The organism is Mesorhizobium sp. P2_E6 (genome assembly GCF_056403835.1).
In genome coordinates, this window is the sequence record NZ_JBFUEQ010000010.1 from 228916 (window position 1) to 255377 (window position 26462).

The window sequence follows — 26462 nt, forward strand, 5'->3', positions numbered from 1 at the left end:
TTCTTACCGTCCAAGTAGGAGACCGCCGAGGGCGTCCGTCGACCGTCCCGATCGACATCATTGGTTTAGTAGAGGGGTTCCTCGAACAGTATCTTGTCGCCGTCCACCAGCGCCTTGATCTGCGCGGTGCCGTCGCCGGCCAGCGCGAGGCGGATGCCGAACGGGCGCACCCGCATGTCGTTCTGGATCGCCGTCCCCTCGCCTTCCGGCAGATAGAAGCGCTCGATGCCGTAATCCGGGGCGATGGTCATGCCTTCGCTGCGAAGATCCCAGCCCTCGGCGACGTGGCCTGATATGTCGGCCTCGTCGGCAGCGGCCGGCGTCGGCGCCTTGCCGAACCAGGCAGTGGTGGGCTGCCAATAGCCGTCGGCACCCTTCTTCAGGCGGACGACGATCGGCGTGTCGTCACTCGAAAATTTGTCGGCCGGGATGTTGGCGATCATTTTCACCGGTATGCGCGATATCGGATAGCCAAGGATAATGTAGTCGCCGCGCAGAAGATCGCGCGGATCGACGGGTTCGATCTTCAGAAGCACTTCCTTGCCGTTGCGCAGGATCGCCGCCCGGCCGGCGATGATCCAGCTCAAAAATCCGATCTGGACGAGCGCCAGCACCAGCGCCGAGATGATCAGCCTCTTTCCGGTCATCATGCCGTGGCTCCCTTGGCGGCTGGGCCCTTCATGCGTTTTTCGATGCGGATGATGACGAGCGCGAGGATGCCGAGCAGCACTGCGGCGGCCAGGAAGAAGCCGGCCGTATCGAGCATCGATTGCAGCATCACAACATAGATGATGGCGATTTCAAAGGCGAAGCCGGCATAGGCAAGCCAGCGCAATCCGCGGCTTTCTCGCCCCGCCAGCACGATTGCAGCGACGATGCCGGCCAACGCAATCACCGAAGCGATGGCGAATCCGCTGTTGTAGGTGCTTTCATCAGCCAGTTCGAACTGGACCATCGCCAGGCCGGTGAGAAAGCCGAGCAAAGCGTGCAAGGGCAAACGGCCGCCGAGCTGGACGATGCTGTCGACCGGCTCCGGCGCAAAGACTGATGCCGCGAACAGCAGCGCCGAGACGATGACCAGGGGGATCGCCACCTGCAGCGTGGCGTGGTCCATACCAAACAGGACGAGGTAGAACAGCAGCGACAGGATGATCAGGTGCCGCGCCGGCTGGCTGCGGGTCCAGAACGAGACGGCAAACAGCACGATCGCCATGACCACGAAGAGATGCGGAAAATCGCTGCGGCTGTAATAGTCGAAGCCTTTCAGGAACAGCCAGGCATCGGCGATGCCGACCGCAGCGACGGTCAGCGGGTTCGAACGCAGCGCGACCGCCGCCAGTGCCGTGCCCGCGCCCCAGGTGACCAAGGCCGACGCCTCGTCGCCCGAGAGATGATACATCTGGCCGATCAGCGCCATAGAACCGCCGAAGGCCGCCGCGGCCACGATCCACAGCGCCTCGCCGATCGCCGCATGGTCGCGCGTCTTCAACAGCGCGCCGCCGACATAGCCGCCAAGGATGATGGCAAAGAGTGCCGCGACCCGCGCCAGCCTTGGGATCGCATCCCAGTTGGCGGCGACGAAAATCAGGATGGCGGCGCCGAACAGCAAGGCGGCCATCATCGCCAGGATCGAGCCGAAGCTGAGCGATTTGCGCTCGTTTGCCTCGACATCGCGCGTCAGGGAATCGGCGGTCGCGGCGTCGATCAGGCCGGCCTGCCGCCAGCGCGCGATATCCGACCTCAATCGTGACGAATAGCCCGCCATGCCGCTTCTCCCCCAGCTTGGTCTTTTTTTCAGCCGATCCGGTCAAACCGTTGACGCAACGGCATTTTCCGATTCGGGTTTCTTTGTGTCAGGTCCGTGAACGCGCGTTAATGCTGCATTGCACAATTTGCATTGCTGCCATGCAGCCATAGCGCTTTTAAATCGATATAGGCCCGCCTATCTATGCTTCGTACACAAAGACGGAATGATCCGAAAGAAAGACGAAACGAGAAATACCATGAACCTGATCCGCAACTACCGCAACTGGCGCCGCTACAGGGACACCGTGTCCGAGCTGAGCCGCCTGAGCAACCGTGAACTGACCGACCTCGGCATCAGCCGCAGCGACATTCCTTACGTCGCTCGCAAGGCGGTCTAATTTCTTCGGACCGCAAATGGTCCGAACAGTTTTGAAAAGAGAACGACAATGAACCTGATCCGCAACTATCGTAACTGGCGCGTTTATCGCGAGACGGTTACCGAGCTGGGTCGCCTTTCGAACCGTCAGCTGCATGATCTCGGTATCGTCCGCGACGAAATCAAGATTGTAGCCCGCCGGGCGATCTAGCCAGAATTTCGCCAGGGTCGACCTCCTCCCCGACCCTGACGGATCCGGTCAACCTTCACCTCCTCCCGAGGGCTGACCAACAAAACGGCGCCCGCCGCACCTCCTCCCGCGGCGGGCGTTGTTCCCCCGGGCAAAACGAATGCCCCAAAAGGGTTTCGCCCCTTTCAAAATGGCGAAAGAGATTTCGTCAAAGCCGACCTCCTCCCCGGCGATGACGAATACGGTCGGCCTTCACCTCCTCCCGAGGGTCGACCCCAAAAACGACACCCGCCGGACCTCCTCCCCCGGCGGGTGTTGTTGTTTTCAGGGGTTGGTTCCGCCGCAGCCGCTTGCCCTGCGCCACGCGCGGCAATTGCAATCACCGCTCCAAGCGATTATTCCGGCGCTCATGAGCAAAAATCCCATCCACATCATCGGCGGCGGCCTCGCCGGTTCTGAAGCCGCCTGGCAGGCAGCCGAGGCTAGCGTGCCCGTCATCCTGCACGAAATGCGGCCCGTTCGCGGCACCGATGCGCACAAGACCGATGGCCTGGCCGAACTGGTCTGCTCCAATTCCTTCCGCTCCGACGACGCCGAAAACAACGCCGTCGGCCTGCTGCATGCCGAAATGCGGCTGGCCGGCTCGCTGATCATGAGCGCCGGCGACGCCAATCAGGTGCCGGCCGGCGGTGCGCTTGCCGTCGACCGCGACGGTTTCTCCGACGCCGTGACGAAAAAGCTCGAAGGCCATCCGCTGATCACCATCCAGCGCGAGGAAGTGCCGGGCTTGCCGCCGGCGGACTGGGACCAGGCGATCATCGCCACCGGTCCGTTGACCGCGCCTTCGCTTGCCCAATCGATCGCGGAGGCGACCGGCGCCGATGCGCTGGCTTTCTTCGACGCCATCGCGCCGATCGTCCACTTCGACACGATCGACATGGACATTTGCTGGTTCCAGTCGCGCTACGACAAGGTCGGGCCGGGCGGCACCGGCAAGGACTACATCAATTGCCCGATGGACAAGGAGCAATACCTTGCCTTCGTCCAAGCGCTGGTCGACGGCCAGAAGACCGAATTTAAGCAATGGGAAGGCACGCCCTATTTCGACGGCTGCCTGCCGATCGAGATCATGGCCGAACGCGGCGTCGAGACGCTGCGTTATGGGCCGATGAAGCCGATGGGGCTGACCAACGCGCACAATCCAACGGTCAAGGCCTATGCCGTCGTCCAGCTGCGGCAGGACAATGCCCTGGGCACGCTCTACAACATGGTCGGTTTTCAGACCAAGCTGAAGCATGCCGAGCAGGTGCGCGTGTTTCGCACCATACCGGGCCTGGAAAACGCCGATTTTGCCCGCCTCGGCGGCCTGCACCGCAACACCTACATCAACTCGCCGACCTTGCTCGACGCTTCGCTGCAGCTGAAGTCGCGCCCCGGCCTGCGCTTCGCCGGCCAGATCACCGGCTGCGAGGGCTATGTCGAAAGTGCCGCGATCGGCCTGCTCGCCGGACGCTTCGCCGCTGCCGAAAGACTCGGCCAGGCACCATCCCTGCCCCCGCTCACCACGGCCTTCGGTGCCTTGCTCAACCACATCACCGGCGGCCACATCGTCTCCGAAGACGAACCGGGAAAACGCTCCTTCCAGCCGATGAACGTCAATTTCGGCCTGTTCCCGCCAATGGAAGCACCGAAGTCAGATGGCAAGCGCCTGCGCGGCAAGGACAAGACCGTCGCCAAGCGGCAGGGTATAAGCGCACGTGCGCGCGCCGATTGCAGGCAGTGGCTGGGGCTGGCATCCCAAGCGGAAGCAGCCGAGTAGCCCTGCTCCTCCCTTCAGTGCGGTCGCACATCCGCGACCGTTGGCCGTGGCAAGTTGAGCATCGTGGTTGCTGCCGCGAACACCGCGTCGGCGATGTGGGCATGGCCTTCCGCGGTCGGATGGAACGGACCGCCCAGGCAAACCTCAACCAGATCGAGCAAGGCCCAATCTTGCGGCGGCGGTGGCGTGCCGCTCGCCTTGGACTGCACGAAAAGGCAGATGTCGTTGATGGTGCGGAACCAGCGCTCGCGCGGCGCGTAGGCACGCGTGTCGCGAGAAGCTTTAAAATCGGCATCGCGACGAGCGGAAAAAGGCTCGAATTCCGACCATTTGTCCGGTCGCGGCCCGTCCGCATGGTAATAGGGCAGCATCAGGCTCTCGGCGGCCGTGACGCCGCTCGACAAGCTCTTTTGCGCACAGATCCCATGCTTGGCGAACGCGGCACGCTGGGCATCGACGAAATGCCAGTTTCCTGCGTGGGCGGCGTCGCGCGTCGCCGGGTAAAGCACATTGTTGGCGAAATCGCTGATGGGGCGCAGCGTAGGCACGTCGATCGACAGCACCCCGCCGACGTTGAAGCCTTCAAGCCTTTCACGCGGTGTGGCTTCGCCACAGAGCCTTCCGTCCTGGTTGAATTCGATCTTGGGAAACGCGGTCAGCACAATGTTGGGCATTCCACCGTTGCTGGCGATGGGCAGCGGCGCCAGCGCCTTTCGCAAGGCGGCAAAGCGCGCCGGCAGCTCCTTTGCGCGGATTCGCGCCGTGGCGACATCATGCGCTTTGGCGATCCGAGCGACAGTTCGAATGACTGACGCGCCGAGGGCGTCGGCGCGGAAACTGCTGTTGGCGTTTGCGTATGGAGGCCTTGTCTTGGTCAGCGCTTCCACGATGAGCGGTGTGAAGCCGACATCGTTTCCACCGATGGACACGATCAGCATGTCGATCGTCCGCAGGAACCGCCCCGGTTTGCAGTCGAGGAGTTTGGCGCTGCGCAATGCGCGGCCTCGCTCGTCGGTGAGCGGCGTGTCGAAAGCCACTGTACGGGTTGCATGCGTGCGCAGAAGATCATCGCGGCACAGTTCGATCATCAGCCGATCGATCTGCGGCAAGTCGCGACGCAGTTTGCCGCCCGACGAAAAATAGGAACTGTTGACTGCCTCAACCCCGGCATAGGGAAAAAGCAGCCCTTCCGTCACTTCGGCTCCCGAGCAGGCAAAGCCGAGAAACGTCACCGCACTGTGCTTGGGATCGGCAAGAGCGACCTGCAAGGCGGTGCGCAGATGGTAGCTATAGGCCGAACGATGGCATTTGCGGTCGAGCCAGCCAGCCGGCGCATTCTGATAGCGGACCGGCAACGAATAGGCTGGTACCGATTTGATCGCCTGGGTGTCGGGGTCGTAGACGAAGGAGATGTTGAGAAGTCTCCGTCTTGACAGCGGATCGATCTCGACCGGTGTATCGGGATTGCCTTCGCCCGACGAAAAACTGTCGCCGATACCGGCGATGAGCCGGTCACGAACCCAGATGGAAGGTTGCGAAAGCACCGTGCCGTTCGGCAGGGTCACAGACACATCGACGCCGCGCGCAGCTTCCGGGATATCTGGTTCAAAGGGAATGCGCGCTTCAAAGAGCGCGGCGCAGGGCTGTTCCGCCGTCGCCGAAAGCCGGCCACGCCCGGCAATGAAAATCGGCCGCGCGGCTTGCCATCGGCAGATGCCGGCCGGCGCATCCGTCAAGCTGAAGACAACGGTGTGCCCTTGCGGGCGCACGTAGTCGCTCCGAAGTGCCGTTCCGAAACTGTCGCTGGCGCAGGACGAATGCCACTGTTCTCGGGCGTCCCAGCAGGTGGAGCGGCGACGATTGATAGGGTTCGCCCAGCCGCGTTCGGGCCGGCCCGCGCCCTTGGGATTTGGATAGAGCGTGGCGTCCTGTTTGTACCACTCACGCAGCCAACGCGGATCGTTGAGCAGCCGTTCGAGATCGGAAACAGCCGTAGCCGTTAAGGCGCCGCCATGCGTTGCCATGACCTCGGCCATGGCTTCCCGCTGCATATCGAAATCGGTGGTTTCGGTGAAATACCGGAAAGGATGCTTGACCCGCCAGTCGATGGCTGGCGCAGCGTAGGTCAATGTTGTGACGAGCAGAAAAAAGCAAGTGGATACAAGACGAAGCATGATCACCACCCTCAAAAGTACTAGGATATCAAAAATAGTACCAAGCCATCATGCTGTCAAATTGCCACCAGGTCGTAGTTTACTTCACTATTCGGCCGGCGCAGCACTCGCCTCCGGTAAGCCCGGCTTGCCGGCTTCGCCCGGATTCCGCCTGACATAGGCGGCTTTCAGGCTCTCCGAGGTTTCGCGCGAGCCGTCATGGCTCCAGCCCGGCGGCTTGATCAGGTAGTTCAGCCGATCGCTCAAGCTCAGCCCTGGTGCAAAGGCATCCGTGAACATGCCGATCCATTCGTGGAACGCCACTTTCAGCGGATTGAATGTGCCAAGGTTCTTGACGATGCCGTAGCGCGGCCGGTCCTCTTCCAGCTCTTCGACGAAGGTGCCGAACAGGCGGTCCCAAATAATCAGTGTGCCGGCATAATTGGCGTCGAGATAACGCGGATTGGTGGCGTGGTGGACGCGGTGGTGCGACGGCGTGTTGAAGACCAACTCGAACCAGCCCCACATCTTGCCGATCGTCTCGGTGTGGATCCAGAACTGCCAGACCAGGTTGAAGCCAAAGGTGAAGGCAATCACCGCCGGATGGAAGCCAAGCAGCACCAGGGGCGCCTGCAGCACGAACATGAAGGTGAACAGGCTGGTCCAGCTTTGTCTCAGCGCCGTCGACAGATTGTAGTGCTGGCTTGAGTGGTGGTTGACATGCTCGGCCCACACCCAGCGCACCCTGTGCGCAATACGGTGGTAGACATAGTAGCGCAGGTCATCGAGCAGGAAGGCAGCAAGGAACACCCAGACCGACAGGCCGAGATTGAAGACGCGGAACTGCCACAGCCACAGCAGCGCCCAGTAGGACACCACGCCAAGCAGCAGCCCGGCGACGACATTGCCAGTGCCCATCATCAGGCTGGTCAACGTGTCGCGCGTCTCGAACGAGCCCTTGGCGCGGCCGCTGCGCACCAGCCAGAGCTCGATCAGGATCGCGGCAACGAAGAACGGGATGGCCAGTTGGGTGACCTGCGGAAAGTTGTAGCTGTCCATCACGTCGCCTCCCCAGCGGAATTTGAATGTCGCCGCTCAAGCGCTTTCAGCAAGCCTTGCGCATCTGTTGCGCTGGCAAAGCGAAAGCGGCCGCCCTTCCAGGTGAAGTCGGCGAGCCGAAACGAGACCGTGTCTGCGTCGCCGGCAGTCAAAGCCGTGACGTCCCGAGATGTGACGATGCGGGTCAAAAAACAGTCGCCAACGCTGTGAACGATGCCGGTGCGCCCTCGCCCGAGATCCAGGAACGCCGTCCCGGCATCAGCCGTCAGGCGAACTGTTGCGGGCACCTCGTCGGGAAAATCTTCAGCGAAACGGCTCATCGCCTGATCCGTGCCGGCAAGCGTGGCCGTCTTGCTGCCGCCGGTGAAATGTACGGCGGCGACCGACAGCGCAATGCCAAGGGCGACGATCGCGACCAGCAAAGGCAAGCTCATGGATGCAGCATCTCCTCCGGCCGGTCTGTCGTCTTTGGCAACAGTTTTGGCCGAGAGACTCCTTAACATGATTGACGTTTACGTCAAAGTGCCGGCCAGCCCTTGCCCGCGCGCCGCAGCAGCAGCCAATGCCGGCGCAAGGCCGACAGCCGCGCCACCCCATCGAGCGGCGAACCACTCTCCATTTTCCTGAGATAGGCACGCGACAGGGCCAACGGCAGGAATGCCTGATGCAACGAGACCGGCAGAGCAGACGCGCCTTGCTCGAAAGCGGAAAGATGGTCGCGCGCCAGCGCCATCATCGCTGCCACCGCACGTTTGGCGCCAGGGCCGCCATCGCCGGCAACAAACTCTTCCGGTGACGATCCCGCCGCGGCCAGGATATCGGCCGGGACAAAACATTGCCCGCGTTTGCGGTGCAGCGGCAGCAGAAGCAGCAGGCCGGTCATCGCCTGCGCACAGCCTGCCCTGCCCGCCAGTTCGGCAAACCGTGGCGCCGCGACGGGATCGAGCACCATCGCCGCAAGCTGGATGAGTGCGGCTGCCGTCTCGCCGCAATAGCCTTCCAGATCGGTGCGCGACGGCATCGGATCGTCGTAGAGGTCGAAAATGCGCGCTTCGAGCATGTTGTCGAAGGCGAGTTTCGGCAGGCGGAAAGCGGAAATCGTCGCCTTCAGCGCGTCGGCAACGGGGTGGCCGATGCTTGCGCCGTCATCTTCAGCGGCAATGACATCGCGCCACCATTGCAGCCGCACCTCGCCAGGCAGTGCTTCGTGGATGCGATCGCGAATGCCGGCGATCTCGGCATTGAAGGCGTAGAGCGAAAGCAAAGCATCGCGCTTGTCGGCCGGCGCGTAGAGCGCCGTGAGATAGCGGTCGTGGTCGGCGGCGCGCACCGCGTCCATGACGATTTTGGCATTCTGAGACATTTCAATCGACGGCGATGAGCGCGGCGGCCACGGCGCGGTCTTCCGCCAGCAGGACATTGTAGGTCCGCACCGCAGCACCCGTCGACATCGGATCGGACGCAATGCCTGCCGCCTTAAGCGCGGCCCGCAATGCTGCCGGCAATGGCCTGAGTTCCCTGCCCATGCCGACCAGCAGGATCTCGACCTTGTCGGCTTCGGCCAGCAGCCTGTCGAAATCCGCCGCCGTCAGCGCCAGGGGATCCGCCGGCTCCCAGCCATGGATGCCGGATGGCAGGCAGAGCAGCGAGCCGCGATGCGACATGTCGGCGAAGCGGAACCCACCATTGCCATAGGCCTCGACCGGCGCGCGGCCGGGGAAATGCGCCTCGCGGATGACGATGCCTTTGCCGGTCACCGTTCTGACACCCCTTCGGGGCCGCGCGTCAGGTCGCGACCGCCTTGCTGCCGCCGACCGGCTTCTGCTCGTCGCTTTCAGCCTGTGGCCGCAGCTTGAACAGGATCAGCAGCGGTGCCGCGATGAAGATCGACGAATAGGTGCCGAACACGACGCCGAACAGCATGGCCATGGTGAACGACCGGATGACCTCGCCGCCGAACAGCACCAGCGCCAGCAGCGCCAGGATCGTCGTCACCGAGGTCAGCGTCGTTCTCGACAGCGTCTCGTTGATGGCATTGTTCAGGAGTTGCGGCAGCGGCATTCGCTTGTATTTTCGCAGATCCTCTCGAACGCGGTCATAGACCACGATCGTATCGTTCAGCGAATAGCCAATGATGGTCAGGATCGCCGCCAGCGACGACTGGTTGAATTCAAGCCCGGTGATGACGAAGAAGCCGAGCGTCATGACCACATCGTGCACCGTCGCGACGATGGCGCCGACCGCGAACTGCCACTCGAAACGGAACCAGACATAGACCAGGATACCAACCAGCGCGACCAGCATGGCGATGGTGCCTTGCTTGGCCAACTCGCCGGAAACCGTCGGTCCCACCACTTCGACACGGCGGAAATCATACTGGTCCTGCAGTTCGCCGCGCACCTTGTCGATGACCGTCTGCTCGGCATTCTCGCCGCCATCCTGCGTCCCGACGCGTATCAGCACGTCGTTCGGGGCCCCGAACTGCTGCACCTGCACTTCACCGATGTTGAGTTCCGTCAATCTGCCTCTGATGTCGGCAAGATCGGCGTTGCCGGTCTTGGCCTGCACCTCGATCATCGATCCGCCCTTGAAGTCGATGCCGTAGTTGATGTCGACGGTCATGAACAGCACCACAGACAGCACCGACAGGATGCTCGACAGCGCAAACGTCCAGCGGCGAATGCCCATGAAGGGGATCTTGGTGCCTGGCGGGATGAAGGTCACCGGCGCCTTCGGCAACTCCTTCGGGCGCGCCCGGCGCAACCAGATCGAGACCAGCAAACGGGTGAAGGTGAAGGCGGTGAAGACGGTGGTCAGGATGCCGATGGCGTAGGTGATGGCAAAGCCCTTCACCGGCCCGGTGCCGAGATAGAACAGCACCACCGTGGCGATGAGCGAGGTGACGTTGGAATCGACGATGGTCGCCAGAGCCTTCGAGAAACCGGTGTCGATCGCCTGGATCACGGAGCGCCCGTTTCGTCGCTCCTCGCGGATACGTTCGTAGATCAGCACGTTGGAATCGACCGCCATGCCGATGGTCAGCACGATACCGGCGATACCCGGCAAGGTCAGCGTTGCGCCAAGCAGCGACAACAGCCCGACGATCATCGCCACGTGCACCGCCAGTGCGATGTTGGCGAGGAAGCCGAGGAAGCCGTAGGCAACGAACATGAAGGCCACGACGAGGATCGAGCCGATGATGCCGGCGACCTTGCCGGCATGGATGGAATCCTGGCCGAGCCCTGGACCAACGGTCCGCTCTTCGATCACTGTCAGTGTCGCCGGCAACGCGCCGGCGCGCAGCAGCACGGCAAGATCGTTGGCGCTCTGGGCAGTGAAATTACCCGAAATCTGGCCGGTGCCGCCGAGGATCGGCTCGCGGATCTGCGGCGCGGAAATCACCTGATTGTCGAGGATGATGGCAAACAGCTTGCCGACATTCTGCGCCGTGGCCTGGCCGAAGCGCGCCGCACCTTTCGAATCGAAGCGGAACGAAACCACCGGCTCGTTGTTCTGCGAATTGTATGTCGCCTGGGCATCGACGAGATTTTCGCCCGAAACGATGACGCGGTTTTCGATCAGGTAGGGAACCGGCGGATCGTCCTGCGAATACAGCACCGAAGAGCCGGCAGGCGGGCGGCCATTGAGCGCGTCCTGCACCGGCATCGACTGGTCGACCATCTGGAACGTCAGCTTGGCGGTCTGCCCGAGGATTTCCTTCAGCCTTTGCGGGTCCTGAAGGCCCGGCACCTGGACAAGGATACGGTCGTCGCCCTGCCGCTGCACAATCGGCTCGGTCGTGCCAAGTTCGTTGACGCGGCGCTCGACCACTTCGATCGACTGCGTCAAGGCGGTCGACGTGCGGTATTTGATGCCGGCATCGGTGACGTTGAACTTGAGCAGGCCGGGCTCGGAATCGTCGAGCGTCATTTCCTGGATGGAGCCGCCGGTGAACAGGCCGGCAGCGACGGGATCGGTTAGCGACTTCAGCGCTTTCTTGGCGGCATCGAGCTGGGCGGGATCGGTGATGCGGACCTGCAAGGTCCGACCCGTGCCGGCAAGCCCGGTATAGCCGATCTTGGCGTCACGCAGCAGCGTTCGAATTTCGTCGCGCGTCGTTTCCAGCCGGTCCTTGATCAGGTCGTTCTGATTCATCTCCAGCAGGATGTGCGAGCCGCCCTGCAGATCGAGCCCGAGCGTCATCTGGCGCTTCGGCACCCAGCTGGGAAGTTGCGCCAGAGTGCTGGCGGAGAACAGATTGGGCGCGGCGAGGATCACTGTGATGGCCACGGCCACCCAGATCAGGATCATCTTGAAGCGCGAAAAATAAAGCATATGGCGTCGTCCGTCAGAGCGTATCCGCGGATCGCTCCGCCTGAAATTCGGTTATTTCTTGGCGTTCTGGTTCGCCACAGGCTCGCCCTTGACGCGCACATCGGCGATCGTCGAACGCAGCGCGGTCACCTTGGTGCCACCGCCGAGGTCGATTTCGAGTTCGTTGTCGTCGATCACCTTGGTCACCTTGCCGACGAAGCCGCCGCCAGTGACGACCGTGTCGCCGCGACGAACCGCGGCCAGCATCTCACCGCGCTTCTTCAGCTGCGTGCGCTGCGGCCGGATGATCAGAAAATACATGATCACGAAAATCAGGACAAACGGCAAAATGCTGATGAACATGTCGGGAGAGGCCCCAACGCCTTGGGCGTATGCCGGTGTCACGAACATCGAGGTACTCCTGAATTTTGAAAACAGCCGCCACCCGTCCTTGTGGAGTTTGGCGGCCCCTTGAAATTTGGCCGGAATATAGTCGGTAAAGTTGCCAATGCAACTGCGTGGCCCGCCAAATCGGCTGCTTTTCCGGCCTGTTGAGCCGTGTTAGAGCATGATCGCGAACAGCACGAGCCGGTTTTCGGAAAAGATCACGCTCGAACAAAAGGTTGCAACCGGTTTCGAACCCGACGGAATCGGCACGCTCCCCACTTCAAAACGCGATAAACAAAAGACCGACATGACCGACAGCAGCATTGACGCCCTCAACAAGAAGCTCGACAGCCTGATCGAGGCGGTTAGCCGCCTCGCCCCGCCGCCGGTGCCTGAAACGGACATCGGCGAGGCCGACTGCTTCGTCTGGCAGGCCGATCCCGGCTATCTGGAGCCGGTGCACAGGGTTAACCGCGTCGACATCGGCCTGATCCGTGGCGTCGACCGCGTCCGCGATATTCTTGTCGACAACACCGAACGCTTCGCTGCCGGCTACGCAGCCAACAACGTGTTGTTGTGGGGCGCGCGCGGCATGGGCAAATCGTCGCTGGTCAAGGCCGTGCATGCGGAGATCAACGCCAGGGCCAAGTCCGACCTGCCGCTGAAGCTGATCGAAATCCACCGCGAGGACATCGACACGCTGCCGAAGCTGATGGGACTGCTGAAGTCAGCCCCCTTCCGCTTCATCCTGTTTTGCGACGACCTCTCCTTCGACCACGACGATACCTCCTACAAGTCGCTGAAGGCAGCGCTTGAAGGCGGCGTCGAGGGCCGCCCGGCCAACGTCATCTTCTACGCCACCTCGAACCGCCGTCATCTCTTGCCGCGCGACATGATCGACAATGAGCGCTCGACCGCCATCAACCCGTCCGAAGCGGTCGAGGAGAAGGTCTCGCTCTCAGACCGGTTCGGCCTATGGCTCGGCTTCCACAAATGTTCGCAGGACGAATATCTCGACATGATCGACGGCTATGTCCGCCATCACGATCTTTCTGTCGATCCCGAGAAGTTGCGCGCCGAAGCGCTGGAATGGGCGACGACGCGTGGCAGCCGCTCCGGCCGTGTCGCCTGGCAGTTCACCCAGGACCTGGCAGGACGGCTCGGCAAGCCGCTCAAGGATTAGGGTCGGAGAAAAGCCACTGAAAAAGCCCGCTCCTTGCGGGGCGGGCTGAGCCGGCGGGCCGGACTGGAGGTCAGACGGCCCGCAAAATCGCGTTCTTGTTCTATTCGAGACAGCCCGACTATTCGAGATAGCCAGAGGGGTCGACCGGGGCGGAGTTCTTGCGCACTTCGAAGTGCAGCTTCGGCGAGTCCGTCGTGCCGCTCATGCCCGACAGCGCGATTTCCTGGCCGCGCTTGACCTTCTGGCCGCGCTGCACCTCGATCGAGCTGGCATGGCCGTAGACGGTGACCAGGCCGTTCTCGTGGCGCACCAGCACCGTGTTGCCGAATTCCTTGAGGCCATCGCCGGCATAGATGACGACGCCGTTCTCGGCCGCCTTGACCGGCGTTCCCGTCGGCACGGCGATGTCGACACCGTCCTTGCCGGAGCCGAAACCGGAGATCACGCGGCCGCGCACCGGCCAGCGCATCTTGCCGATGCCGGTTGCATCCGGTGCAACCGCGTCGTCGTCTTCGGCCTGCTGGATGACCTTCGAATCTTTCTTCGGCGGCGTGTAGGACGCCAGCGTTTCCGACGGCGTCGTCTTTGCCGCGGGCTGCGTGGTCGCCGTTGTCACCGGATCGATCTTCGCCGGCTTGGCACTGGCGACGGTCGCGGTTCCGCCGGCCGGCACCTTCAAGGTCTGGCCGATCTTGAGCAAGCCGTCCTTCATGCCGTTGGCCTGCTTCAGCGCTACGGTGCCGACACCGGTCTTCCTGGCAATCGAAGAAAGCGTGTCGCCCGACTGGACCGTGTAGGTGCCGGCAGCGCCGGTCGCCTTGGCCGCGGCCATCTGCGGCTTGGGCTCCTTGGGCTGGCTTGCGGCGGTCGAAGTATCGACCTGAGCGGCGGACTTGCCCTCCTTAAGCTTGGGCTGCTGCGGCAGGACGGCGACCTTGTCCGGCGCAGTGGCCGGCAGGTCGTGCTTGCCGTTTTTCACCGGCTTGGCGTCGGCGACTTTCGCTTCCGATTTGCTGGAGTAGGCATAGGCGGGAATGACCAGCTTCTGGCCGGTCTTCAGCCCCTTGGTCGGGCTCAACCCGTTGACCTTCATGATCACGTCGGCCGGCACCTTGTAGTGCTGCGCCAGGCCGGAAATCGTTTCGCCATCCCTGACGACGATCTCGGTTGCATGCGGCGTTCCGGCCGCGGCCACGCGTGGCGCGTCGGGCTGCGCAACCTTGAACGGCGATGCCGCCGGAGCGACGGTGCCGGTCGTGGTCCGGTCGACATGCGGCGCCGGAGCCAATGCAGTGCGTACCGGCTTTGCGGCAGGCGCGAGTGCCGGAGCCGGCTGTGCCTGCGCAACGGGCGGAGGCAGCGGCCGCGTCGAGACCGGTTCGAGACTGGAGCGGCTGACCGACTGCGTATGGCTGCCGTCGACCGGAGCGGCCTCGACATCGCCCGGATAGGCCTGCACGGCGTCCTGCTTGTTGATGATGGCGCGCTGATTGTTGGTCGACGAGGTAAAGACGTCATCGACGCTGTTGAAGCGCGAAGCCTGGGAGCTGCACCCTGCCGCAGCGCCTGCGACCATGAGTACGGCACAACCACGCATCAGGTTGCGTCCGTTTGTCTTCAAAACACTGAGTTGCATCGCACTAACCCGCACATACCCGGTACAAACTAGGCATGATTAAAGCGCGTTAATGTTACTCGTCGGTTAACCCCATAGAATCCGATGCGAATTTTCTTAAAATATTTGAGATCGCTTGCAGAGTGCCGAAGCTATGCTCAGGCCGGGCTGGCTAAGTCGACTCGCCGTAACCGGATGCAGCGGTTTGCGGCCTCACAATTCGCAGGCCGGCACCGCATAAAAGATTACTCTAGATGACGGCGGCGACGCTGCGCAGGATCGGCTGCAGGCGCACGAGACCGATGTCTTCGCGTTCGAACCGGCTGCCGACCTTGGTCAGCTTGGCCAGCACCTGTTCGCCCTCTTCCGGTCCGATCGGGGCGATGACGATGCCGCCGCTCGACAATTGGTCGAGCAGGAAGCGCGGCAGGCTGTCGAAGGCAGCCCAGGCGACGATGCGATCGAACGGCCCTTCGTTCGGCAGGCCGCCGGAACCGTCCGCCTGGCGCACGATGACATTGCCGATGCCGAGCGCCTCGAAGCGCTGCCTGGCCTGCTCGACAAGCGTCTTGTAGCGGTCGGTGGTGACGACCCGCGCCGCCAGCCGCGACATCACCGCCGCCGTGTAGCCGGAGCCGGTGCCGATCTCGAGAACGCGGTTGCCCTGCTCGATGGCAAGGGCTGAAATCACCGCCGCCTGCAGGTCGGCACCTTCGATCGCCTCGCCGCATTCGATCGGCAGCATGCGGTCCGACCAGGCGATCGGATGGTACTGTGCGCCAAGGAAACCGCGCCGCGGCGTCGCCTCGAAGGCAGCGATCAGCGCCTTCGGCACCGTCCCCCTGCCGCGCAAACGCAGCAGAAAGGCAGCAAAACCTTCGCGGTCGTCGGTTGGGAGGCCCTGGGTCATGCAAGCGCCTTGCTCAGTTGGTCTCGGATTTCATGCGCGGTGAGGTCGAGCTGCAATGGCGTCACCGACACCAGCCTGTTGCGCAAGGCATGGAGATCGGTGCCTCGCTTGCCTTCGACCGGCTCGCGGCCGAAACGCAGCCAGTAGTAAGGCAGGCCGCGCCCGTCGCGGCGCTCGTCGACCCACAGGCTGTGCACGAGCTTGCCTTGCGAGGTCACCACCGTACCGGCGACTTCTTCAGGAAGGCAGTTCGGAAAATTGACGTTGAGCAGCACGCCGTCCGGCAGCGGCGTCGCCACCAGTTTCTGCAGCAGTGCCGGCGCCAGCGCTTCGGTCGTCTCGTAGGGAACGACCCGATCCTCGCCGACATAGCTGTAGCCCTGGCTGAGCGCGATCGAGCGGATGCCGAGCAGCGCGCCCTCCATGGCGCCGGCGACGGTTCCCGAATAGGTGACGTCGTCGGCGATGTTGGCGCCGGAATTGATGCCGGACAGGATCAGGTCGGGGGCGCCGGGCAGGATCTTCTTGACGCCCATGATGACGCAATCCGTCGGCGTGCCGCGCACGGCAAAATGCTTCTCGCCGATCTTGCGCAGCCGCAGCGGCTCCGAGATCGACAGCGAGTGCGCATAGCCGGATTGGTCCTGCTCCGGCGCCACCACCCAGACATCGTCGGACAGCGTGCGCGCAACCCGTTCGAGCGAGGCCAGGCCCTCGGCGTGAATGCCGTCGTCATTGGTCAGCAGTATGCGCATTATTTCGATTCGATCTTTTCCCGGCCGCCCATGTAAGGCCGCAGCGCTTCAGGAATGGTTACGCTGCCATCCTCATTCTGGTAGTTTTCGATGACGGCTATGAGCGCGCGGCCGACCGCGGTGCCCGAACCGTTGAGCGTATGGACGAAGCGGTTGCCCTTGCCGTCCTTATCCTTGTAGCGGGCGTCCATGCGGCGCGCCTGGAAATCGCCGCACACCGAGCAGGACGAGATCTCGCGATAGGCGTTCTGGCCGGGCAGCCAGACTTCGATGTCGTAGGTCTTTCGCGCGCCAAAGCCCATGTCGCCGGTGCACAGCGTCATGGTGCGGAACGGCAGCCCGAGCCGCTTCAGCACTTCCTCGGCGCATTGCGTCATCCGTTCGTGCTCGGCGAGCGACGATTCCTGGTCCGTGATCGACACCAGCTCTACCTTGTAAAACTGGTGCTGGCGCAGCATGCCGCGCGTGTCGCGCCCGGCCGAGCCTGCTTCCGACCGGAAGCACGGCGTCAGTGCGGTATAGCGCAGCGGCAGTTTTTCATGCGCTGTGATTTCTTCGCGCACGAGATTGGTGAGAGGCACTTCGGCTGTGGGGATCAGGCCAAGCCTGCCCTCACCGTGCGCCGTGAAGAACAGATCCTCCTCGAATTTCGGCAACTGGTTGGTGCCGAAAAGAACGTCGTCCTTGACCATCAATGGCGGGATGACTTCCTCATAGCCATGTTCGTTGGTGTGCAGGTCGAGCATGAACTGGCCGAGCGCCCGTTCCATTCGCGCCAGCCCGCTCTTCAGCACTGTGAAGCGCGAACCTGAAAGCTTCGCCGCGCGCTCGAAATCCATCATGCCGAGCGCTTCGCCGATCTCGAAATGCTCCTTCACCCAATTCGGACGCGTCGGCAGCTTGCCGACGATATGCTTGACGACATTGTCGTGCTCGTCCTTGCCGACCGGCACATCGTCGAACGGCACGTTGGGCAGCACCGCCAGCGCATCGTTCAGCGTCTTGTCGAGCTCGCGTTCTCGCGCCTCGCCATTCTGGATAAAGGTCTTGATCTCGCCGACTTCGGCTTTCAGCCTTTCGGCAAGCGCCGCATCGCCCGAGCGCATGGCGTTGCCGATCTCCTTCGAGGCGGCGTTGCGGCGCTCCTGCTTGGTCTGCAACTCGGTGACGTGTTCGCGCCGCGCCTCGTCCGAGGCGATCAGCCCGTCGACCGTGGACTGCGCCTCGCCGGCCGACCACGAGCGCTTCACCAGCGCCTCGACAAGGGCCTTCGGGTTGTCGCGAATCCATTTGATGTCAAGCATGGTTTGAACGCTCCTGGGTAGCATGTCGCCCAAAAGTGCGCAGCGGTTGACATGCTTCAAACAAAACTGAAACGCATCGCCACGATGGCGATGCGTTTCAGCCAGAGGGCGTAAACCGCATCGTTGATCGATGCAAGATCAGGCGTGATCAAGCCAGGGCTTCGAGCTCGCTTTAGCGCGCTTTACCGGGGATGGCGCGAGAGCCGGAAATAAAAAACCCGCCTTGCGGCGGGTCGTTGGCGCAAATCAGCACCATACCCCAATCTATAGCATAATTGCCGTCACAAGGCAATCGATGCCAAGCCCGCCGCCCCCCCGGCGGGGGCAGCCCTATGGCCTATGTGGAAGACGCGTCCGCCGGCTTTTCGGCCACCTCTTCGGCCGCGTCCTGCTTCTCGCGGGCCACACGCTGCTTTTCCTGATCGCGTTCGATCAGCCGCGCAGCCCAGATGGAGACCTCGTAGAGCAGGATCGTCGGAATGGCCAAGCCGATCTGGCTCATCGGGTCGGGCGGCGTCAGCACGGCCGCGACGACGAAGGCAATGACGATCGCCCATTTGCGCTTTTCGGCCAGCGCCTTCGACGACAGCATGCCGACGCGCGTCATCAAGCTGGTCACCACCGGCAGCTGGAACACCAGGCCGAAGGAGAAGATCAGCGTCATGATCAGGCTGAGATATTCCGACACTTTCGGCAGCAGTGAGATCTGCACCTGATCGTCGGTGCCGGCCTGCTGCATGGCGAGGAAGAACCACATCACCATCGGCGTGAAGAAGAAATAAACCAGCGATGCGCCCATCAGGAACAGGACCGGCGATGCGATCAGGAACGGCAGGAAGGCGTTGCGTTCGTTCTTGTAGAGGCCGGGCGCGATGAACTTGTAGATCTGCGTGGCGATCAGCGGAAAGGCGATGACCATGCCGCCGAACATGGCGAGCTTGACCTGGGTGAAGAAGAATTCCTGCGGCGCGGTGTAGATCAGCTCGACCTTGTGCGGATCGAGCCCGGCCCACTTCGTCGCCCATTTGAACGGGACGACCAGAAGGTTGAAAAGCCTCTTGGCGAAGAAGAAGCAGACCAGGAAGGCGACGAAGAAGCCGCCGAGCGACCAGATCAGCCGCCGGCGCAGCTCGATCAGATGCTCCATCAGCGGCGCCGACGATTTCTCGATCTCGTCTCTTTCCTTGTCCGAAACGCTCACTTGGCGGCTCCAGCCGTCTTCTTGGCCGCCGGCTTCTTCGCCGCGGCAGGCTTCGGTTCAGCTTTCGTCCCAGTCTTGGTAACGATTGTCTTGGTAGCGATTTGCTTGGTAACGATCGGCTTGGTCGCGACCGTCTTGGCCGCAGTGGGCTTCGCAGCCTTTTCAGGCTTTACCGCCGCCTTGGACACAGGTGCGGCCTTGGCGGTCGCCGCCTTTGCCGGCGCGGAAGCCATCGTGCCATTTGCCGACGCCTTGGCAGGCGCTTTAGCCGGCGCTTTTGCCGGAACAGCCTTGGCCACTTTCTTCACCGCCGACGCCTTCGCCGCGACAACCGGTTCGGCTGGCACTGACACCGTCACCACCGATTCATCGGTCATTGCCGGGAAAATCGGCGCTGCTGGTGCGGCTTCCGGCCCGCTGACGCCAGGCATGGTCGTCGCGCCGTTCTTCAACGGCTCGGCCGCCTGCGGCGTCGAAGCGGCTGGCGCTGTCGGATCGTCTGCCGGCTTGGGTTTCATCACCGCGTCGACGCCGGAGCGCACATCGGCCGCCGCCTGCTCGAACGGATTGAGCTGCTTCCTGATCTCGGACATCGGGCTGAGGCCCCTGAGCTCGTCGACCGACTTCTTGACGTCGTCGAGCTCGGCTTCCTTCAGCGCCTCGTTGAACTGCTTCTGGAAGTCGGCCGCCATGGCACGCAGCTTGGCCGTCGTGCGGCCGAAGGTGCGCAGCATATTGGGCAAATCCTTGGGCCCGACGACCACGATCATGACGATCGCGATGACCAGCATTTCGGTCCAGCCGACTTCAAACATGGCACTCTGTTCCGACTAGAACCTTTTGGCTCAGCTCTTGCTGGCTTTTTCCTTCGCGGCCGAAACGGTCTCGTCGGCGCGGTGTTCGACGGTGCGCTTGTCTTCGGCAACGTCGTCGTCCGCCATGCCCTTCTTGAAGCTCTTGATGCCCTTGGCCATGTCACCCATCAGCTCAGGGATCTTGCCGCGGCCGAACACCAGCAGCACGATCACGAGCACGATCATCCAGTGCCAAATCGAAAATGAACCCATAGCAAATCTCTCTCGAATGTTTTCCCTGGCGATGATCTATGCGTTTTCGCGTTGGGATTCAAACACAACTGCGACAGAGTTTATGAAAGGGTGGCGGATGTCACGCATTTTCGGCGTGATGGCCCGCTACGAATCCGCGCATCCTCGACAGATTGGCCGCGATTGCCAGTCAATCTTCCGTGACGCGCGGCGTCAGCAGGCCGAGTTCCTCGAGGTCGATGTCGGTCAGCGCATCCTCGTCGTCGGCCAGCGCATCGGGATCGGCCGGCGGCTGTGGAATGGAGAAATTCGACGGCATGCGGCCCGAAAGCAGCCCTGCCCCTTTCAGTTCCTCCATGCCGGGAAGGTCGCGGATTTCCTCCAGCGCGAAATGGTCGAGGAAGGTCTCGGTCGTGCCATAGGTGACAGGGCGTCCCGGCGTTTTGCGTCGGCCGCGCATGCGCACCCATTCCGTTTCCAGCAGCGTGTCGAGCGTACCTTTCGAGGTTTCGACACCCCTGATGTCCTCGATCTCGGCGCGCGTCACCGGCTGGTGGTAGGCGATGATCGCCAGCACTTCGAGCGCGGCGCGCGACAGCTTGCGCTGCTGCACCGTGTCGCGGCTCATCAGGAAGGCCAGGTCACCGGCGGTGCGGAACGCCCAGGCGTCGCCGACGCGCACCAGATTGACGCCGCGCCGCGCATAGATTCGCTGCAGGTCGGCCATCGCCAGGGCGATGTTGATGCCATCTGGAAGGCGCGCCGCCAGCTGCTTTTCGCTGACAGGTTCAGTGCTGGCGAACACGATCGCCTCGGCCATGCGCACGGCTTCCGCCATATAGAGGCGCTCGGCCGGGTTCTGGACCTGCTCGGCTGGTTCCTGGGGAAACAACTCCCCTTCCGTTTCGTCATCGACCTTGAACGGGATAACCGAAGCGTTGGCGCGCTCGCTCATGATGCCACCTCGACTGCCTTGATTGCCTGTGCGCGGCCGCGCAGGTAGATCGGCGCGAACACGTCGTCCTGCCGCATGTCCATCTTGCCCTCGCGCACCAGTTCCAGCGTGGCCGCGAACGAGCTGGCGATCGCCGTGCGCCGCTCCTCGGGGCTGGTCATGTATTCGATCAGAAAACTCTCCAGCGCCGTCCAGTCGCGCACCGCGCCGACCAGCCGGGTCAGGATGTCGCGCGCGTCCTTGAGCGACCAGACACCGCGCCTGGCGATCGTCACATTGTTAATCGCCTGCTTCTGCCGCTGCTGGGCGTAGGCGGTCAGGAGATCGTAGAGCGAGGCCGAATAGGCGTTGCGCTTTTCGACGATGACCATTTCCGGCATGCCGCGCGCGAACACGTCGCGGCCGAGTCGGTTGCGGTTGACCAGACGCGCCGAGGCGTCGCGCATCGCCTCCAGCCGCTTCAGCCGGAACTGCAGCACCGCCGCCAGTTCCTCGCCGCTTTCGCCCTCGTCGCCAGGCTGCTTGGGGATGAGCAGCTTCGACTTGAGGAAGGCCAGCCACGCCGCCATCACCAGATAGTCGGCGGCAAGCTCGAGCCTGAGCGCCCTCGCGGTCTCGACAAAGGTCAGATATTGCTCGACCAGCGCCAGGATCGAGATCCGCGCCAGATCGACCTTCTGGGTGCGGGCAAGATGCAGCAGCAGATCGAGAGGACCTTCGAAGCCGGCCACGTCGACGACCAGCGACGGATCGCCGGTGACGCGGGAATCGTCGTTCTCGGCCCACAGACGGTCCATCGGTGCGGCCTTCGCGGCCTTGCTTTCCAATGTTTCCGCCACTTTCTCTCGCTTCCTTTGTCAGGCCACCGCATCGAAATAGGTGGCGAATTCTGCGCGTATCTCGGTTTCTTCAGCCGCGTCGTGTTTCCTAATATAGGTCAGCGCCCGTTTTGCGCGCTCCAGTGACTTGCCCTCAAGCCCCGTGGTGCGCGACGCGATGCCGGCCATTTCCTCGAAAACACCGTTGCAGTGAAGGACCAGATCGCAGCCCGCCGCAAGGATCGAGGCCGCCTTTGTCGGGAAATCCCCAGAAAGTGCCTTCATCGAGGTGTCGTCGCTCATCAGCAGTCCGTCGAAGCCGATTTCACGACGGATGATCTCGTCGATGACCTTACCGGATGTCGTCGCCGGGTTCTTCGGGTCGATGGCGCTGTAGACGACATGCGCCGTCATCGCCATGGGCAGATGGTTGAGCTCCCGGAACGGGGCGAAATCATGCCGTTGCAGATCGCTGAGCGACGCATTCACCGTCGGCAATTCGAAATGCGTGTCGGCAAGGGCGCGCCCATGGCCGGGAATATGCTTCATCACAGGCAGCACGCCGCCCGACATCAGCCCTTCTGCGGCAGCACGGCCGAGTTCGATCACCGGTCGCGGCTCCTTGCCATAGGCACGCGCGCCGATGACGTCGCTGGCGCCTTCGATCGGCACGTCGAGCACCGGCAGGCAATCCGCCGTGATGCCGTAGCGCAGCAGGTCGAACGCATGCAGCCGCGCCATCAGCCAGGCCGCGCGGGCGCCGGCATCGTGATCGTCGCGCCACAGCGCGCCGAGTGCGCCACCGGCAGGATAATTCGGCGCCAGTGGCGGCCGCAGGCGTTGCACCCGGCCGCCTTCCTGGTCGATGAACACCAGCGCGTCCGGACGCCCGATACAGTCGCGCATCTCGGCGACCAGATCGCGGATCTGCTCGGTCTCGCCGATGTTGCGCGCAAACAGGATGAAGGCCCACGGGCATTCGTTGCGATAGAAATTGATTTCTTCGCGAGTAAGCGATTTCCCGGCACAGCCGAGGATCATGGATTTTGATTCGGTCATGACGGGAGTTTAGGGCTTCGCGCGATCAAAGGGAATCGTCCCCCGCCGCATGCGCTTGAAGACAGATCTCATCCACATGAAAAAGCCGGCGCGGTCTGAGACCGCGCCGGCTTTGATTGGTTGACTTCAGTTGCTAGCGCGAGACGAAGCAATTGCCGCCGGCAGCCTTGTAGCTGGTGCACAGGTTGATCGCGTCGTTGCGCGACTTCGCCGGAACGCGCACACGGTAGAACGTGCCCTTGCCGGCAATCTCCGCCTTGACGATGTTGGCGGTGCGGCCGGAAAGCACGCTGCCGTAGCGGCGCTGCAGATCCTGGTAGCTGGACTGGGCGCTTTCGACCGTCGGCTGCGAAGCGATCTGCATCGACCACGAACCACCGCCGGTCGCGGTTGATCCCGGATCGATGGATGCAACCTGGTCGGGCTTGACCTCGCCGACGACATCAACCGGCTGGTCGGACGGGCGCTGCGGCGCGACCGGAACCTTGGCAGGTGTGTTTGCCGATTGGGCCTTGGCCTCGGCCTTGGGCGCCGCCGCCGGTTTCGCTGCCGGCTTGAGGGCCGGCTCGTCGTCTGCCTGGGCGGTGGCGGGCGTCACGGTGCCAGTTTGGTCCGCATCGGCCTGGGACGACGGGGTAACTTGCTGCGGCGCCGGGTCGGCCGGCTCAGCGGCTGCCACTTGCGGTGCCGCGGGCGCCGGATCATCACGCGGCACCAGCGAACCGTCTGACTTGACCACCATGGTCCTCACCTTGCGCGGCGCAACCGCGACGACATCGGCGTTGGTGCCCTTGTCGGCCTCCTGCAGCACCTGCGCGATGCGATCTTCGGATTTCGGTGCCGGCGCCGCGTTATCGGCCGGCGCCGCGCTGGCGGCCGGCGCGGCATTGGCGACCGGCGCGGCGTTGCCGTCATCCGCTCCAGTTGCCGCGGCGTTCTGGTCGGCGGAAAGATCGATCGCGCGGGCGGGATCCTTGGCCTGCACATCCACCGGCTCTTCGACGTTGGTGACCAGTTTATCCTGGACAGGCTCGGCGGGCTTGGTCCCCTTGACCACCGCGTCGTAAACCTTGTTGTCCTGGTTCGGCACCACTGTGCCGCCCGGATTTTCCGGCTTGACCTTGATCGGCGCGTTGTCGGCCTTGACGATCACCGGTGCATCGCTGCCGCCCTTGCCGCCGAAAGACAGCGCAAAGGCGCCGAGGCCGCCAGCAACCGCCACCGCGCCGACAACAGCTGCAACGAACAGGCCACGTCGGCGCGAGGGCCTCGCGGCCTCCCGCTCGCCGAGACCCGGAACAGCCATAGCCTCATCCAGTTCGGGATCGTAGTCGAGTTCGTCGACGGTGAAATCGTCCGCCTGTGAAACCGGCTGGCTGCCGGGCAGATTGTTGAGGTCGAAGCCAGCGGCATCCGCATAGCCTGCCGACGCTGTCGCACGGGCAGGCATTTCGGCCGGCCTCGCGGCATACGTCCGCGCTTCCGGCTGGTAGGCCGGCTTGGCCCCGTCATAGCCCGGCTTGGCGCCGTCATAGGCCGACTTGGGTTCCTCATAGCCGGCATTGTGGGGTTCATCGCTATAAGCGGCACTGCTTGCGGGAGCAGGAGCGACCTCCACCGAATTCATCTCGGTGAGAAGGCTGGAGAATTCCGCGTCGAGATCGTCATAGGCAGGCGTCGCCGGCTTGTCTTCCTCGAAGTGCAGTTCCGGGATGTCGAGATCGTCCGCCAACGCCACGACACGCTCGGGCACGTCGATCGTCTCGACATCGGGCATGTCTTCGTAGTGCGAGGACTGTCGCGGTTGCGGCACGGATACAGGGGCTGCAGGGGCGACGGTCTCGACCGGCTCGCTCGAACGGTAGGATGGCACTGCGGCGACTGCCGGTGCCGCGGCCCAGGGTGTTATCGAAGCGGTCGGCTGAGCGCTAAATGCCGGCTGCTGCGGAACCGGCGTCACGCGGCTCCACGAACGGGTCGGCTCCGTCGGCTCGGAGCGTTCCGCCAGCCAATCATGAGGATCGTCCTGATCGTGCCGAGAAGCGGCTGCGTCGCGCGAATCCAGGCTGTTCGCCAAAGCCGCGTCGAACGCATCATCGTCGAAATCGACATCGCCGTGCGCGGTGACATGCGAGCGCTGATCCTGCTCCTGCAGGTCATCGAGCTGTAGAACGTCGAGATCCGAATCTGCGGCCTGGACAGCTTCAAGGCGGTGCTGCTCCTCAGGCGCGTGTCCGTCGATATCCCATTCGAGGTCGGCGAGATCGGCCGGCTCCTCAGTGGTCTCTGCAACTGCGGCGACGGGCGGTTGAGCGGCGACGACGACCGGCCGAGCCGCGACGGGCTCCCTGGCCGCCGGCACCGGGCGCGCGGTCATTGCACCCAGCAGTGCATTCAACTCGTCTTCCAGGCTTCGTTCGTCCGCGATCGGCGAATCCAACGGCTCGGCCGCAACGGCGGCTGGCGCCAGCGGCTGGACCGCAGCGGCGGCAACCACGGCGACCGGCTCTTCGTCCGTTTCGGCAAACGAGTCGTCCAGGTTCAGGTCGAACCCATCGTCCAGCGAGCCTTCTGGGTCGGAAATCTCGCCCTTCGCGTCCGCGGTATCGGCAAGCACATCATGCGCTTCCGGCTCCTGGAAGGCGACCGGCTCATCACGACTGTCGAAATCCATATCGACATCAGCCATGGCGTCGTCGAAATGACCGGCAAAATCCTCGCTCGATATTGCCTGGGCGTCACGCGCAGGCGCTTGCGCCGGCATGGCGTACTCGACAGGTTCCGAAGCCGCCGGTTCAGCAGCCGCATCGGACTGCTCCACTGCCCAACGGTTGTCGAGCACCAGCTCGTCTTCGAGCGAGATCGCATCGTCGAATTCAGGATCGGAGGCCGGCCCAACAGCAGCAGGCTCGACTGCAGCAGGCGCGTCGGCAATGGCCGCGGCGTACCGGACTTCGTCGGCTTCGTCGTCAATCCGGAAGTCATGATCGAGCGACGCGGCAAGCTCGTCCTCGATCGGCTGGTCGTCCTCGAAGGGCGAAACGTCTTCGAGGGAACTGGCGACGGCATTGTCGAGATCAGAATCGAAAGCCGGCTCTATGGCAGGCGCGGTTTCGGCAGCGTGAAAATCCGCATGGCTGGCGACATCCGCATGGCTGGCGACCGGTGCGTGGTCGTCGAGATCCGCCATGTCCAGATGGAAATCGTCGTCGAGCGACATCGCAAGATCGTCGGCCATCGCGCTGGCCTCGGCTGTCGACTCATGCGCCTCGGCGACTGGAGCGGCGTCGCTGTCGTCAGCGCCGAACTCGCCCATCAGTTCCTTCTCGAGATCGATTTCGAAATCGTCCTCTTGCGCCGGCTGACCGGCGACGGGCGCTTTCGGCTGGACGGGCGCTTGCGGCTTGACCGGCTGGCGCGGGTCGAATCCCATGATCCTGGTCAGTTCCGCGAACGGATCATCTTCAACGATGTCGTTGTTGTCGGCTACTCTCAGCTGGGTTCTGTCTGCCATTATTGTTCCCGAACTCGCACTCATTCGGACGCCATGGACGTCGCGTAGGGTTGGCCCT

The 26462-nt window shown here is 63.1% G+C and carries 24 protein-coding genes; 4 read left to right on the plus strand and 20 right to left on the minus strand.

The genetic code is table 11. The annotated features are described in order from the left end of the window. Positions 1–65 precede the first annotated feature (65 nt). Positions 66–650: a GDYXXLXY domain-containing protein gene (locus AC1D08_RS24730; protein ID WP_477227402.1), complete on the minus strand. Its 585-nt coding sequence runs from the start codon at positions 648–650 to the stop codon at positions 66–68. After that, a complete protein-coding gene (locus tag AC1D08_RS24735) occupies positions 647–1765 on the minus strand; it encodes a DUF2157 domain-containing protein (protein WP_457153046.1) in 1119 nt (372 codons plus the stop codon). The genes AC1D08_RS24730 and AC1D08_RS24735 overlap by 4 nt, the downstream gene beginning before the upstream one ends. Positions 1766–2003: 238 nt before the next feature. Here AC1D08_RS24735 and AC1D08_RS24740 point away from each other — a divergent pair, with 238 nt between their 5' ends. The 3 genes from AC1D08_RS24740 to trmFO all read left to right on the plus strand — a co-directional run bounded on the left by AC1D08_RS24740 (position 2004) and on the right by trmFO (position 4131). Then, positions 2004–2144 carry a DUF1127 domain-containing protein gene (locus AC1D08_RS24740; RefSeq protein ID WP_013531315.1) on the plus strand — a complete coding sequence of 47 codons (141 nt, stop codon included), beginning with the start codon at positions 2004–2006 and terminating at the stop codon, positions 2142–2144. Between the two features lie 48 nt (positions 2145–2192). Continuing rightward, positions 2193–2333, plus strand: coding sequence for a DUF1127 domain-containing protein (locus tag AC1D08_RS24745; protein WP_013895120.1), 141 nt, complete (start codon positions 2193–2195; stop codon positions 2331–2333). Between the two features lie 388 nt (positions 2334–2721). After that, positions 2722–4131, plus strand: coding sequence for a methylenetetrahydrofolate--tRNA-(uracil(54)-C(5))-methyltransferase (FADH(2)-oxidizing) TrmFO (gene trmFO, locus AC1D08_RS24750; protein ID WP_477424272.1), 1410 nt, complete (start codon positions 2722–2724; stop codon positions 4129–4131). Positions 4132–4145: 14 nt separating this feature from the next. Here trmFO and AC1D08_RS24755 read toward each other — a convergent pair whose 3' ends face one another. From AC1D08_RS24755 to yajC, 7 genes are all read right to left on the minus strand, one after another. Beyond that, a complete protein-coding gene (locus tag AC1D08_RS24755; protein ID WP_477424274.1) occupies positions 4146–6305 on the minus strand; it encodes an SGNH/GDSL hydrolase family protein in 2160 nt (719 codons plus the stop codon). An 87-nt stretch (positions 6306–6392) separates the two neighbouring features. After that, positions 6393–7343, minus strand: coding sequence for a sterol desaturase family protein (locus AC1D08_RS24760; RefSeq protein WP_206073737.1), 951 nt, complete (start codon positions 7341–7343; stop codon positions 6393–6395). After that, entirely contained in the window at positions 7343–7777 is a 435-nt protein-coding gene (locus AC1D08_RS24765; RefSeq protein ID WP_457155076.1) for a hypothetical protein, read from the minus strand. Before AC1D08_RS24765 ends, AC1D08_RS24760 begins: the two co-directional genes overlap by 1 nt. Positions 7778–7860: 83 nt before the next feature. After that, positions 7861–8706, minus strand: coding sequence for a phytoene/squalene synthase family protein (locus AC1D08_RS24770; protein ID WP_477424276.1), 846 nt, complete (start codon positions 8704–8706; stop codon positions 7861–7863). A 1-nt stretch (position 8707) separates the two neighbouring features. Then, positions 8708–9100, minus strand: a complete 393-nt coding sequence (locus AC1D08_RS24775; protein ID WP_457155074.1) for an Mth938-like domain-containing protein — start codon at positions 9098–9100, stop codon at positions 8708–8710. Between the two features lie 28 nt (positions 9101–9128). Beyond that, positions 9129–11678 (minus strand): protein translocase subunit SecDF, encoded by a 2550-nt coding sequence (secDF, locus tag AC1D08_RS24780; RefSeq protein ID WP_477303913.1) that lies wholly within the window; start codon positions 11676–11678, stop codon positions 9129–9131. 51 nt (positions 11679–11729) lie between these two features. After that, positions 11730–12068: a preprotein translocase subunit YajC gene (yajC, locus tag AC1D08_RS24785; protein WP_008876289.1), complete on the minus strand. Its 339-nt coding sequence runs from the start codon at positions 12066–12068 to the stop codon at positions 11730–11732. A gap of 283 nt (positions 12069–12351) precedes the next feature. Between yajC and AC1D08_RS24790 the strand changes: the two genes are divergently transcribed. Continuing rightward, a complete protein-coding gene (locus AC1D08_RS24790; protein ID WP_457150649.1) occupies positions 12352–13227 on the plus strand; it encodes an ATP-binding protein in 876 nt (291 codons plus the stop codon). 118 nt (positions 13228–13345) lie between these two features. Here AC1D08_RS24790 and AC1D08_RS24795 read toward each other — a convergent pair whose 3' ends face one another. The 11 genes from AC1D08_RS24795 to AC1D08_RS24845 all read right to left on the minus strand — a co-directional run bounded on the left by AC1D08_RS24795 (position 13346) and on the right by AC1D08_RS24845 (position 26404). Then, positions 13346–14863 carry a peptidoglycan DD-metalloendopeptidase family protein gene (locus tag AC1D08_RS24795; protein WP_457150648.1) on the minus strand — a complete coding sequence of 506 codons (1518 nt, stop codon included), beginning with the start codon at positions 14861–14863 and terminating at the stop codon, positions 13346–13348. A 229-nt stretch (positions 14864–15092) separates the two neighbouring features. Beyond that, complete coding sequence (locus tag AC1D08_RS24800; protein WP_457150647.1) at positions 15093–15752, minus strand: protein-L-isoaspartate(D-aspartate) O-methyltransferase; 660 nt, start codon at positions 15750–15752, stop codon at positions 15093–15095. Next, positions 15749–16507 (minus strand): 5'/3'-nucleotidase SurE, encoded by a 759-nt coding sequence (gene surE, locus AC1D08_RS24805; protein ID WP_095087702.1) that lies wholly within the window; start codon positions 16505–16507, stop codon positions 15749–15751. Before surE ends, AC1D08_RS24800 begins: the two co-directional genes overlap by 4 nt. Next, the gene (gene serS / locus AC1D08_RS24810; protein ID WP_457150645.1) at positions 16507–17811 is read right to left on the minus strand and encodes a serine--tRNA ligase; all 1305 of its coding nucleotides are present in this window, start codon (positions 17809–17811) and stop codon (positions 16507–16509) included. The genes surE and serS overlap by 1 nt, the downstream gene beginning before the upstream one ends. A 337-nt stretch (positions 17812–18148) precedes the next feature. Next, on the minus strand, positions 18149–19012 hold the full coding sequence (gene tatC / locus AC1D08_RS24815; protein WP_095087699.1) for a twin-arginine translocase subunit TatC: 864 nt from the start codon (positions 19010–19012) through the stop codon (positions 18149–18151). Then, the gene (gene tatB / locus AC1D08_RS24820) at positions 19009–19827 is read right to left on the minus strand and encodes a Sec-independent protein translocase protein TatB (protein WP_457150644.1); all 819 of its coding nucleotides are present in this window, start codon (positions 19825–19827) and stop codon (positions 19009–19011) included. The genes tatC and tatB overlap by 4 nt, the downstream gene beginning before the upstream one ends. Positions 19828–19857: 30 nt before the next feature. Beyond that, positions 19858–20079, minus strand: a complete 222-nt coding sequence (locus AC1D08_RS24825) for a twin-arginine translocase TatA/TatE family subunit (protein WP_095087696.1) — start codon at positions 20077–20079, stop codon at positions 19858–19860. Between the two features lie 169 nt (positions 20080–20248). After that, positions 20249–21013 (minus strand): SMC-Scp complex subunit ScpB, encoded by a 765-nt coding sequence (gene scpB / locus AC1D08_RS24830; protein ID WP_457150643.1) that lies wholly within the window; start codon positions 21011–21013, stop codon positions 20249–20251. Beyond that, positions 21010–21810 carry a segregation and condensation protein A gene (locus AC1D08_RS24835; RefSeq protein WP_095088090.1) on the minus strand — a complete coding sequence of 267 codons (801 nt, stop codon included), beginning with the start codon at positions 21808–21810 and terminating at the stop codon, positions 21010–21012. Before AC1D08_RS24835 ends, scpB begins: the two co-directional genes overlap by 4 nt. Positions 21811–21870: 60 nt before the next feature. Next, positions 21871–22890, minus strand: a complete 1020-nt coding sequence (gene nagZ, locus AC1D08_RS24840; RefSeq protein ID WP_184873745.1) for a beta-N-acetylhexosaminidase — start codon at positions 22888–22890, stop codon at positions 21871–21873. Between the two features lie 133 nt (positions 22891–23023). Further along, positions 23024–26404, minus strand: a complete 3381-nt coding sequence (locus AC1D08_RS24845; RefSeq protein ID WP_457150642.1) for an SPOR domain-containing protein — start codon at positions 26402–26404, stop codon at positions 23024–23026. Positions 26405–26462 lie beyond the last annotated feature (58 nt).